Raw genomic sequence first — 11,438 nt, 5'->3', positions numbered from 1 at the left:
CGAGAGTGCCATGCGGGAGAAGACCCGCATGGCATCTCCGGCTCAATTGCTCTTCTTCACGCCGACGAGGCGGATCATTCCGTCCGGAGACGGAGTAAAGCCGGATACCTTCTTGTTGTAAGCCCAGATCCAGGCCTGATGCCCGAGGAAGATGATCGGCAGGTCCTCGTTCAGGATGGCTTCTGCCGCATCGTATTTCTGCTTGCGTAGCGTATTGTCCTGCGACCGGCGTGCCTCCAGCAGTAACGTGTCGACCTGCGGATTGCTGTATTTGGAATCGTTGAGGCCGGCGCCCGTTGTCACAAACTGCTGGATATTGCCGTCGGGATCGGAGCGGCCGGACCAATCGGAGCGGCTGAGCTGGTAGTTGCCACTCGATTGCGCATCAAGCAGGGTTGCGAATTCGGTCGTCTTCAGCGTCACGTCGAAACCTGCTTCGGCGACCATCGACTGGACGATCTGCATCATCTGCATGGACACTGGGTTGTTGGCGACCGCAAGCTCGACGGGGATGCGATCGAACCCCGCAGCCTTGACCAGTGCCTTGGCCTTGTCGACGTCGCGGGCCGGCACAGGAATATCCTTGTTGAACCAGGGGCTGTTCGGCGCAAAAGGCTGGTTGCCGGCAAGTCCGGTGTTGTCGAAGACGATCTGCATGGCGGCTTCGCGGTCGATCGCGAGCGAGAATGCCTGGCGCAGCCGTTTATCCTTGCCGATCGGATTGTCGGCGCGCGGACCGTTGCCGATATTGGCATAGACGCCGAGCCAGCCGGTGCCGACAGCATCGGCATAGACGAGATTGGAATCGCCCTTGACCGTTCCTGCATCGGATGCGGCGACGCGCTCGATCATGTCGAGATCGCCGGAACGCAGATTCGCGAGGCGAACCGTCGTGTCGGGGATCGGCAGATAAGTGACCTTGTCGATGAAGATCTTGTCCTTGTTCCAGTAATCCTGGAATTTTTCGAGCACGATGCGGTCCTGCTGTACGCGCTCGACGAATTTGAACGGACCGGAGCAGACGGGATGATCGCCGAATTTTGCGCCGGCAGCCTTTGCCGCCGTCGGCGAGACCATCATGCCGGAACGGTCGGAGAGCTGGGCCAGCAGCGTGACGTCGGGCGCCTTCAGGGTGAAGGTGACTTGGTATTCGCCAGATGCTTCAACCTTGGCGACGGAGGAAAGCTCGCTCTTGCGGCGCGATTCCGGCATGGTCTGGTAGCGCTGGATATTATCGACCACGGCCTGGGCGTTGAACGGCGTCTCGTCCTGGAACTTGACGCCCTGGCGCAGCTCCATGATCAGCTGCTTGCCATCCGCCGACCACTTCCAGGAGGTGGCGAGCTGCGGTACGAACTGCAGGTCGGGGGTGACATCGACAAGCTTGTCGCAGAGCGCGGTATAGACGATGCGACCGACGAAAGTGCGGGATTGGGCGGGGTCCAGCGCGTCGGCGTCGTCCTGCAGGCCGATCTTGAGCTCGACAGCGAGGGACGGCAGCGCAATCAAAGCGCCGGCGGCAAGCGATGTCAGGAATTTGGCGATCTTCATTTCGTTCTCCTGTTTATCGTTTTCGTTTTTTGCAGTCTCGATCGGTTTCCTCTCCGGTCGTAGTCTGGCAGGCCTGGCTTCGGTCAGCCCACCTCTTCAGTCAGCGGCTCTTCCGCCTGGCGCGCATCAAGGGAAGTGATGCGGATCAGGCTTTCCTGAAGCATCAAGAGATGCTCGCGCATGGCTTCGGCCGCCTTCATCGGGTTGCGCGCCGCAATCGCATCGATGATCGTTCTATGCTGCGCATAGGAGACCGGGCGCGTCTTGTTGACGCTGCGGGCCAATTCGCGAATGGTTTGCCAGGCTTCGTCCTGTCGCACGTGGTTGATCACATCGAAAATGGTCAGGAAGAACTGGTTGCCGGCGCTTTGCGCGATCAGCCGGTGCAATGCGCCGTCCCAAAGTTCGCGGCTGTCGGCATCGTCGCTGGCGGTGATCTTCTTTGCCAGTTCATACATGCGGTCGATGTCGTCGGGCTTGGCGCGCATGGCGGCGAGCTGAGCCAGTTGCGGCTCGATACGCAGGCGGACTTCCATCACCTCCATGAGATCCGTGCCGGCAACAAGCGTGCTGACATGCTGGCTCCAGTTGTCGGGGCGTTGCCCGACATACGTTCCCGAGCCTTGGCGACGCCAGACGTGGCCTTCTGCTTCCAATACTTCAAGCGCCCGGCGGATCGCGCGCCGGCTGACGCCAAGTGCCTCCGACAGCGCCCGCTCCGTCGGCAGCTTTCCGTCCGCCGGCAGATCGGCCGATTTCAAAAGCCCTCGCAGCCTTTCCAGGGCGTGAACCGAATTTTCCGGGAGGCTGCTGGTTGTCATGATGAAGGGTGAACCAATTTGAGATTGGTTCAATAGAAGTTCAACTCGACCGCATCGTCAAGCGCTTTTTTGTGCAATTTTGGCAATGCACAATATTTGTGCGAAATGCGAAAGGCGACCCGCAAAAACGGGTCGCCTTCTTCAGATGCGAAATGATGATGTTCGGTCTAATGGCTCCCCGGCAGGAGCCTCAGCGACCGACGGCGCGCGCAGAAATCGCCGTCTCGGGCGTGAAGTCGAAATCCTTGTCGAAGGGGTATGTTTGCTTCTGCTTGCGCAGACGCGGCAGGCGCTCGACGAACTGGTCGACGACGCCCGGTGACAGCGCCATCAGGTTCGGATTGGCGATCGGCGCCAGCTCCGGTGAGAGATAGCCGGATTTGACGACGATGATCTTCGCCTTGTGCGGATCAAGCCCGAGGCGGGTGAAATCGGCGATGTTGTGATAGGGGCGGCGCTTGGCCGACAGGACGAGGTCGATGCCGCCGATCGAAACGACGGCTTGCGCATCGCTCGCATCCGCGACCTCGAGCAGGAATTTGACGATGAAGCTGCCCTTTACCGGCTTGCTTCCCTTGGTGTCGAGCGATGCGCCGACGGAAAGATCAAGGGTGGCGCCGAGGCCGGCGACGTAGCAGGCTTGGGTGGCGGCCTTGTCGGCAATGCCGGCGAAGATGACGCCTTGCGCTTCCTTGACAATGAGTTCCGCTAGGACTTCGGCACGGTCGCCGACGCCACCGCCGGTCGGATTGTCGCCGGATTCCGCCAGAACCACGGGCGCAGTCGTGCTGGCGATTGCCTTGGCGATACATTCTTCGATCGAGCCGGTTTCGGAGCCGAAAACGAAATCCTTGCGCGCGTCCCAATAGGCCTGCGCGATGCGTTTTGCTTCGCGCTCGAGAACGGCGCGATCCGTGCCGGTCATGATGGCGGCCGCCGTGGCGCGCGGTTCGTCGGCCCAGACATAGCCGACCATCAAGGAAGCGTCCCAGACGCCGTCGAGGGCATCGATTCCGGGCAGCATGTCGTAAAGGCTCTTGGCTGGCTCGTCGACCGTGCTGGTGCGTTCGCCTGGCAGCACCACGGGGATCGGCGCCCAGAGCAGGAGCGGCTTGACGCCGGTCTTCAGGCTTTCCGTCAGCATCTTGACGGCGCGGCGCATGGTTTCCTCGACATCGATATGCGGCGCCGTGCGATAGGTGGAATACATGTCGAGCGCATCGATGATGCGCTGGGTAACATTGCCATGCAGGTCGTAGCTGGCCGAGACCATGCAGTCGTCGCCGACGACGGCGCGGGCCGCGCTGATCCAGTCGCCTTCGGCATCTTCCATGCCCTCGACATACATGGCGCCGTGCATGGCGAGATAAAGCCCGTCAAGCGGGAGCAATGCCTTCAGCCCCTCCAGGAATTCCGCCTTGAAGGCCTCGTAGGTGTGGCGCGCGACAGGACCGCCGGCGATCGCTCTGGCATGGATGGTCGGCAGGAACTCGCCGTCATAGTCCTTCAGAAAAGCGAAGTAGGGCGCGTCGGTCAGCGCCGCGCCACGCAGGACGCGAAAATCCTTCTCTTCGTTCAAGACGGGATTATAGGTGCTGCATTCGATGTGAATGCCTCCGACGGCGATGCGCATGGGAACCTCAATTCGGGTTGGGACCAATCAGGAAATTGTGGGCGGCGATGCTGGCCGCACCGCGCGCCCAGACATCAGTATCGACGCGCTGCGTGCGGATTGGTGTCTGGCCGGCATAGCGCGGCAAGACGTTCGCCTCGGCTGCCTGCCGCATCACGGTACCGAACAGGCCATCGAACCGCCCTTCGACATGGGTGATCAGGATCAGGCCTGGATCGTTGAACTGGATAAGATGGGCAATCGCCAAACCGAGCGCGCTGCCGGCCCGATGCAGGATGCGGATCGCTACGGCATTGCCGAGCGATGCTTCCGTCTCCAAGTCGTTGAGGGATTGGCAGGCAAGGCCTTCAGCCTTCGCCATTTCCTTGATTGCCTTTAGCGAAGCCACGGTGTCGAGGCAGCCGCGCTTGCCGCAGCGGCAGGGCGAACCATTGGGCTCTATGGTGCAATGGGCAATCTCGCCGGCACCGCCATGGTTGCCGCGATAGAGCTTTCCGCCGACGAAATGGGCGCAGCCAATGCCGTTGCCGAAGGAAACGACGCTGAAATTCCGCACGTCGCGGGCGCTGCCGAACAGTTTCTCGCTGACGGCAACCGCCTTGGCGTCGTTCTCGATGAAGGTATCGATGCCGGTCTTCTGCCTGATGATGCCGGCAAGCGGCACGTCCTGCCATCCGAGCAGGGTGGATTTGACGCAGCTTGCCTGCTTTTCATCGACGAAGCCGGAAAGTGCGACCCCGAGACCTGAAAGCTTGCCATCGGCACTTTCTTGTTCGGCAAGCAGTTTCGGCAGGGTATCGGCGATCATCTCGGCGATGACATCGGGATCGCGCGACAGCGGCATGGTCTGGCGTGCGACGATGTTGCCGTTGAAATCGCTGAGCACCAGGGGTGCGGGGTCTTCCAGCAGCGAAATGCCGACGAAGAAGGCGCCCTCCGGATGCAGATCCAGCAAGATCGATGGGCGGCCCTGACCGTATATCGTCTCCGTCTCCCGCAAGACGCCAAGGGAAATCAGATCGCGCGCAATTCCGCTCATGGCGGCCTTGCTTAAGCCCATGGACGCTGCCAGAACCGTGCGGCTCGAGGGGCCTGACTGGCTGATGACCCGCAAGAGCTGCTGCTGGGACGAGGTGAGCAATTCGGCGCTCCGCTGGAATTCCGGTTGGTTCCGCTTCAGTTAAGTTCAGAAAATGAACAAAGATGCGGAAGTTAATTCATTAAGGCGAAAATATATGATATCGTCAATGGGCTTGAGGACCGCGGTCGAGCCCTTGGATCCGGACCCGTTGTTCCGAGATTTCAGGCCGAAGCGTCCGTCGAGAAGCAAAGCGTGCTCGCGTTTAAACAGTTGACATCGACCGGCACCAATATGCAAAGCTTATTATAACGATTCCGCAGGCATCCGCCCTCCAATCGTCTCGTCCCTAGACTTTGATCCCAAGCCTTTGATCCCAGCAGCTAAGCGCTCGACCATGGCCTTAATCGTAGCCTGTGCGTCTTCGACATCGGGTGCAGCAGTCAGAAAGGAATGCCATGTCCAGCACGGTCGATCGCTCGAAACGCCCGTTGGTCATCGTTTCGATCATGCTGGCGACCTTCATGGTCGCCGTGGAAGCGACCATCGTCGCAACCGCCATGCCGCGCATCGTCGGTCAGCTCGGCGGCTTCACCTATTACAGCTGGGTCTTTTCGGCCTTTCTTCTGGCGCAGTCCACGACAACCGTCATCTACGGCAAGCTTTCCGACATTTTCGGACGCAAGCCCATGCTCATCTGCGGGATTCTCATCTTCCTGGTAGGCTCGACGCTTGCGGGCTTTGCCTGGTCGATGGCTTCGCTCATTGCCTTCAGGCTGCTGCAGGGGCTTGGAGCCGGCGCCATTCAACCTGTCACGATGACGGTTGTCGGCGATCTCTATAAGCTGGAAGAACGGGCGAAAGTGCAGGGCGCGCTGGCCAGCGTCTGGGCCGTATCCGCCGTCATCGGCCCGCTTGCCGGCGGCATCATCGTCGATAATCTTTCCTGGGCCTGGATTTTCTGGATCAACCTGCCGGTCGGAGTGCTCTCCATCGCCGGTTTCATCCTCTTCCTGCATGAGTCCGTCACCCCGCGCGAGGCGAAGATCGACTATCTCGGCACGATCCTGTTTTCGATATCGATCGTATCGCTGCTCGTCATCCTGACGGAGACCGATGCAGGCTTTGCGGTTCTCTTTCCCCTGGCGATCGTCTTCGTTGTTTCCGGCATCCTGTTCCTGTGGCAGGAGCGGCGGGCGGCGGAGCCGATCATCTCGATCGCTCTTTGGAGCCGGCGGCTGATCGCGACCAGCAATGCCGCCACGCTGCTTGCCGGCATGGCGCTCATCGGCCTGACGACGGTCCTGCCGATCTACGTACAGGGCGTGCTTGGCCGATCGCCGCTCGAGGCCGGCTTCACGCTCACGATGCTGATCGTCGGCTGGCCGCTTGCCGTCATGCTTGCAAGCCGGTTCTTCCGCACCTTCGGCATCCGCAGGACTCTCCGCGCCGGCGGCCTCATGTTTCCCTTCGGCTCGCTCTTCCTCCTGTTCCTGACGCCGGAGAGCAGCCCGGTGATTGCCGGCATTGGTTCGTTCCTGATGGGCTTCGGCATGGGTCTCATCAGCCTCACCAGCGTCGTGCTGGTACAGGAAAGCGTCGAATGGTCGATGCGCGGCAGCGCCACCGCGTCGATCATCTTTTCGCGCAGCCTCGGCAATACCCTTGGCGCAACCGCGCTCGGCGCGATCATGAATGTCGGTATCGCGCATTATGGCAGCGGCGAACTGGCAGCGAGGCTTCACGATATCCTCAGCCAGCCGACCGGCCTTTCCGATCTCGTCGGCGATCCGGCGATTCGGGGCGTCTTCAATGCCGCATTGCACTGGAGCTTCTGGGGTGTCGTCATCGTCGCCTTGACCACCTGCGCGACGATCTGGCTTATCCCGGTCACGCGTGACGCTGGTCGCAGAGCGCCCATGCCCAAGACGGATGCCCAGGACGCGATGACTCACTAGAGCCGGATGATTTTAGGTCTGTTCGACCTAAAATCTGAATCCGCTCTAGAATCAAAGAAGTAGGGCGTGATGTCGTCCGAAAATCGCCTACACTTTTCGGCATCACGCTCTAGCCCGCAAGGGCAAGTTGCGGTGCCTCAGAAGCCGTAGTCGCGGGCAAGCCACGCATCCAGCAGATTTCGCGATGCCTTGATTGCAGCGTCCGTATCCTGCGCGATGATGGCGTCGAGGATGGCCTTGTGAAGGGGCAGCGCCCGCTTTTGGCCCTCGGCTATGTCTTCCTGGCCGGAAAGCGTGCGATTGGCGTAGATCCCGACGGCGATCAGGTCGATCAGCTGCGAATAGATCATGTTGTGCGTGGCGGCGAAGATCGCCGTATGAAAGCGCAGGTCGGCGTCGGCATTGCTGTCGACGTCGCCGATGGTGGAAACCATTTCCGCATAAGCGGAGTTCATTGCGGCAATGTCGCTCTCGCTGCGGCGCAGAGCCGCGCGCGCCGTGGCTTCCGGTTCGAGCGCCAGCCGCAAGTCCTTGATCGAACGCATGATTTCGACCGACGGGCCTGTTTCGTAGTACCATACCATGACATCCGTATCGAGGTGATGCCAGTTGGCGCGCTCCTTGACGCGCGTGCCGACGCGGGTCTTGATCTCCACCAGCCCCTTGCCGGCAAGGCACTTCATCGCTTCGCGAATGACGGTGCGGCTGATGCCGAACTGTTCGACGAGATCCGGTTCGTTCGGCAGTGTCGTGCCGACGGGATAGTCGCCGCGGATGATACGTCGGCCGAGTTCATGGACGAAATAACCGAAGACGCCGCGCCGCGGGATCGTACCGTATTTTCGCACAAAGGCGTCGAAGGGCGATTGCGTTACGATCAGTTTCGACTCCGGCGTGGCCGGGATGGTCAATGCGTCGTGGCCATGTTTCATTATGCGGCTCTTGTTCCTTATTGATGCGCCGTCGCGAAGACACTCGTCAGCTTACACTGCATTTCGAGACTTCAAGCCGGTGTCTCGGCTGGTTTGGGGCTGTTCCATATTGTTATGGCGTCGGTCCTGTTGTTCTTCCTGCGGCATTCTTCCGACGAAAAACCCTAGCATGTCTTGCGCATGCATGCCTACTAGCGGCCGATTTATCGCTTTGTTCACCAACATGAACCTGCCGAGGCGCTTTGCGCGGAGCGCGTTTGGATCGAGAAAGCACTCGGCTTACCGATCAAATTGCGCACCGTCCGCCTCGCGAAACGTGATCGCTTAATCGATTGATGGGACGATTTCGACTATCGTAAACGTTACCGAACCGGTTAAATGCATGCGGGATGCGAGGAGGATTCGGAGTTGCTGATCGATGAATGACATGTCCAGGCCCGGGCAGCGGGAGGAAGCGCGGGAGGCTGGCTCCCGCTCGCTGTTGATAGCACTGCTCGTGGCCGGCGCCTTCTTCATGGAAAACCTGGATGGCACTGTCATCGCGACCGCCTTGCCGCAGATGGCCGTTTCCTTCGGTGCCCGCCCGGTCGATCTCAATATCGGCATGAGCGCCTATCTGCTGACGCTTGGTGTTTTCATTCCCATCAGCGGCTGGATCAGCGATCGCTTCGGCGCCCGTCTGGTCTTCACCACGGCGGTCGTCATCTTTACGCTGGCTTCGGTCCTGTGCGGCTTTGCCAACGGCGTCGGTTCCTTCGTTGCCATGCGCATTCTGCAGGGCATCGGCGGGGCGATGATGGTGCCGGTGGGCAGATTGGTCGTCTTGAACAACACGCCGAAGGATAAGCTGATTTCGGCGATCGCAACGATCACCTGGCCGGCGCTGGTGGCGCCGATCCTCGGGCCGCCGCTCGGCGGCTTCATCACCGATCACGCAAGCTGGCGCTGGATCTTCTTCCTCAATCTGCCGCTCGGCATTCTGGCCTTCGTCTTCTCGCTCACGCTCATTCCCGAAACCAAGAGCACGGCGCGTCCCCCTTTCGATTGGCTCGGCTTCGCCATCAGCGGCATCGGCCTGGCGAGCCTGATGTATGGGTTGGAGCTGATCGGACGCCCCGATCCCGCATGGCTGCAAGCATGGGCCTATGTGATCGCCGGCTTCATCCTGCTTGCCGTTGCCGTGTTTCATTTTCTGCGGACGGAGCATCCGCTCATCGATCTCTCCGGGCTAAGGCTGCCGACCTTCGCCATCACCATTTCCGGCGGGTCGTTGTTCCGCACGGCCATTGGCGCCGTGCCCTTCCTCCTGCCGCTGATGTTCCAGGTCGGCTTCGGGCTCAGCGCCTTTCACGCGGGCATGCTGACCTTAGCCGTTTTTGCCGGCAATCTGGCGATGAAGCCGGCGACGACGCCCATCCTGCGCCGCTTCGGCTTCAAGCCGGTGCTGATCGTCAACGGCATCCTCAACGCCATCTTCATCGCGGCCTGCGCGCTGTTTTCGCCCGACACCCCTCTCTGGTTTATCTTGCCGGTGCTGTTCATCGGCGGCATGTGCCGGTCGATGCATTTCACTGCGCTGAATACGATCGCTTTTGCCGATATTCCGCCCCAGCAGATGACGGGCGCCAATACGCTGTTCAGCACGGTTTTTCAGCTGACCATGGGTATGGGTATCGCCGTCGGCGCCATCGGCATCCGCATCGGCCAGGCGATCAGTGCGCCGCTCGGTGCAAGCGGCATCGTTGCCATCGAATTTCGTTTGGCCTTCGTGATGCTGGGCATCATTGCGCTGTTTGCCGTGCTGGACTGCCTGCCGCTGGACCGTAGGGCAGGCGATAACGTCTCGCGCAAGCCGAAGCTGGGCGCTAGGAAGGCGGCGTAACGATCATGTATTGCGAGGTGGTCAGTGCGGGTATTCGATGATGTTGTAGTGCAGCAATATCGCGGGTATCGCCATCAGGATGATCAGAAGCATTGCGAAGCTTGCCGCACGCAACATCTTCATCCGGCGGGCGCGCTGACCGGTCCAATCATATACTGTCATAATGAGCCCCTCCTTCTCTTTAATTATTAGAAGGCAAGAAATGGAACTCCAGTCAATATTGGCAATAGGGAGCTAACTAATAAGAAATGTCTAATATTGGCGCCAATAATGAGCGGTTGACTGCAAGAATGCGGACTTCATCGGCATCGCGTAAAGATCGTTTTGTGACGCCGGCTCACACGTTATAACGGATAAAGATTTCGTCCCTGTGTCAGCGGGGCGTTGGTTGCTTGGAAAGAGGAAGAGGCGATGAGCAAGATGCGTGCCCTGGTTTTGGAGCGTCAGCATGAACTGTCGATCCGTGATATCGATCTGCCGCAGGAGGTTGGGCCGGGCGAGGTCAGGATCAAGATCCATACCGTCGGCGTCTGCGGATCCGACGTGCATTACTATACGCATGGCAAGATCGGCCCCTTCGTCGTCAACGCGCCGATGGTGCTCGGCCACGAGGCTGCCGGCACGGTGGTCGAAGTCGGCGCCGGCGTGACGCATCTGAAGGTTGGCGACCGGGTCTGTATGGAGCCCGGCATCCCCGATGCCAACTCCAAGGCGAGCCGCCTCGGCATGTACAATGTCGATCCCGCCGTCGCCTTCTGGGCAACGCCGCCGATCCATGGCGTGCTAACGCCCTTCGTCGTTCATCCGGCCAATTATACCTTCAAGCTGCCTGATAATGTCAGCTTTGCTGAGGGCGCCATGGTCGAGCCCTTCGCTGTCGGCATGCAGGCCGCGACCAAGGCCCGGATAACGCCCGGCGACACCGCCGTCGTTCTTGGTGCCGGCCCGATCGGCATCATGGTGGCGGTTGCAGCCCTTGCCGGCGGCTGCGCGCGGGCGATCGTTGCCGATCTGGCCCAGCCAAAGCTCGATATCGCCGTCCAGTATCAGGGTGTCATCCCGGTCAACATTCGTGAAAGGGACCTGGTGGAAGAGGTCAATCGGCTCACGGACGGCTGGGGTGCGGATGTCGTCTTCGAATGCTCGGGTTCGCCGAAGGCCTGGGAAACCGTCATGACGCTGCCGCGTCCCGGCGGCGTCATCGTTGCCGTCGGCCTGCCGGTCAATCCGGTCGGCTTCGATGTTTCCACGGCATCGACCAAGGAAATCCGCATCGAGACGATCTTCCGCTATGCCCATCAGTATGAGCGTTCCATCGCACTGATCGCGTCCGGCCGCGTCGATCTGAAGCCGTTGATCTCAGAGACCTTCGCCTTCGAGGAGTCGATCAAGGCTTTCGATCGTGCGGTCGAAGCCCGGCCGACTGACGTCAAGCTGCAGATCGTTCTGGATCAGTAAGCTCTAATTGCAACTTCGCCTTGCCTTGAGGCTGATATCCAGCCCCGTGTATCGGCAAGGCGATGTTTTTCCTGAGTTGCACACGATCCGGTAGACGGCCCGGCAAAAGCGATGCTAGGTAGCCT

General features: G+C 60.3%; 9 protein-coding genes. 3 read left to right on the top strand and 6 right to left on the bottom strand.

Annotated features, from left to right (window positions below; translation table 11 throughout):
- Positions 1-42: 42 nt before the first annotated feature.
- From HGP12_RS14645 to HGP12_RS14630, 4 genes are all read right to left on the bottom strand, one after another.
- Positions 43-1,551, bottom strand: coding sequence for an ABC transporter substrate-binding protein (locus tag HGP12_RS14645; protein ID WP_168841828.1), 1,509 nt, complete (start codon positions 1,549-1,551; stop codon positions 43-45).
- An 83-nt stretch (positions 1,552-1,634) separates the two neighbouring features.
- The gene (locus tag HGP12_RS14640) at positions 1,635-2,372 is read right to left on the bottom strand and encodes a FadR/GntR family transcriptional regulator (RefSeq protein WP_168841829.1); all 738 of its coding nucleotides are present in this window, start codon (positions 2,370-2,372) and stop codon (positions 1,635-1,637) included.
- 190 nt (positions 2,373-2,562) lie between these two features.
- Positions 2,563-4,005, bottom strand: a complete 1,443-nt coding sequence (locus HGP12_RS14635; RefSeq protein ID WP_168841830.1) for a M81 family metallopeptidase — start codon at positions 4,003-4,005, stop codon at positions 2,563-2,565.
- Between the two features lie 7 nt (positions 4,006-4,012).
- A complete protein-coding gene (locus HGP12_RS14630) occupies positions 4,013-5,146 on the bottom strand; it encodes an ROK family protein (protein ID WP_168841831.1) in 1,134 nt (377 codons plus the stop codon).
- Between the two features lie 395 nt (positions 5,147-5,541).
- Here HGP12_RS14630 and HGP12_RS14625 point away from each other — a divergent pair, with 395 nt between their 5' ends.
- Positions 5,542-7,041, top strand: coding sequence for an MDR family MFS transporter (locus HGP12_RS14625; protein ID WP_168879144.1), 1,500 nt, complete (start codon positions 5,542-5,544; stop codon positions 7,039-7,041).
- A gap of 137 nt (positions 7,042-7,178) precedes the next feature.
- Here HGP12_RS14625 and HGP12_RS14620 read toward each other — a convergent pair whose 3' ends face one another.
- A complete protein-coding gene (locus HGP12_RS14620) occupies positions 7,179-7,973 on the bottom strand; it encodes a FadR/GntR family transcriptional regulator (RefSeq protein ID WP_168842205.1) in 795 nt (264 codons plus the stop codon).
- Positions 7,974-8,391: 418 nt separating this feature from the next.
- Here HGP12_RS14620 and HGP12_RS14615 point away from each other — a divergent pair, with 418 nt between their 5' ends.
- A complete protein-coding gene (locus HGP12_RS14615) occupies positions 8,392-9,855 on the top strand; it encodes a DHA2 family efflux MFS transporter permease subunit (RefSeq protein WP_205926466.1) in 1,464 nt (487 codons plus the stop codon).
- Between the two features lie 21 nt (positions 9,856-9,876).
- Here HGP12_RS14615 and HGP12_RS14610 read toward each other — a convergent pair whose 3' ends face one another.
- Entirely contained in the window at positions 9,877-10,017 is a 141-nt protein-coding gene (locus HGP12_RS14610; protein WP_168842206.1) for a hypothetical protein, read from the bottom strand.
- Positions 10,018-10,266: 249 nt separating this feature from the next.
- On the opposite strand from HGP12_RS14610, the gene HGP12_RS14605 reads away from it, so the two are divergent.
- The gene (locus HGP12_RS14605) at positions 10,267-11,313 is read left to right on the top strand and encodes an NAD(P)-dependent alcohol dehydrogenase (protein ID WP_168842207.1); all 1,047 of its coding nucleotides are present in this window, start codon (positions 10,267-10,269) and stop codon (positions 11,311-11,313) included.
- Positions 11,314-11,438 lie beyond the last annotated feature (125 nt).

The organism is Rhizobium sp. P28RR-XV (assembly GCF_012641385.1).
In the GTDB taxonomy this organism is placed as follows: Bacteria; Pseudomonadota; Alphaproteobacteria; order Rhizobiales; family Rhizobiaceae; genus Rhizobium.
This window is presented reverse-complemented; position numbering and strand designations above follow the sequence as displayed.

Coding starts and splice junctions, on each gene's coding strand:
- HGP12_RS14645 (WP_168841828.1), bottom strand. CDS start 1,551: ATGAAGATCGCCAAATTCCTGACATCGCTTGCCGCCGGCGCTTTGATT.
- HGP12_RS14640 (WP_168841829.1), bottom strand. CDS start 2,372: ATGACAACCAGCAGCCTCCCGGAAAATTCGGTTCACGCCCTGGAAAGG.
- HGP12_RS14635 (WP_168841830.1), bottom strand. CDS start 4,005: ATGCGCATCGCCGTCGGAGGCATTCACATCGAATGCAGCACCTATAAT.
- HGP12_RS14625 (WP_168879144.1), top strand. CDS start 5,542: ATGTCCAGCACGGTCGATCGCTCGAAACGCCCGTTGGTCATCGTTTCG.
- HGP12_RS14620 (WP_168842205.1), bottom strand. CDS start 7,973: ATGAAACATGGCCACGACGCATTGACCATCCCGGCCACGCCGGAGTCG.
- HGP12_RS14615 (WP_205926466.1), top strand. CDS start 8,392: ATGAATGACATGTCCAGGCCCGGGCAGCGGGAGGAAGCGCGGGAGGCT.
- HGP12_RS14610 (WP_168842206.1), bottom strand. CDS start 10,017: ATGACAGTATATGATTGGACCGGTCAGCGCGCCCGCCGGATGAAGATG.
- HGP12_RS14605 (WP_168842207.1), top strand. CDS start 10,267: ATGAGCAAGATGCGTGCCCTGGTTTTGGAGCGTCAGCATGAACTGTCG.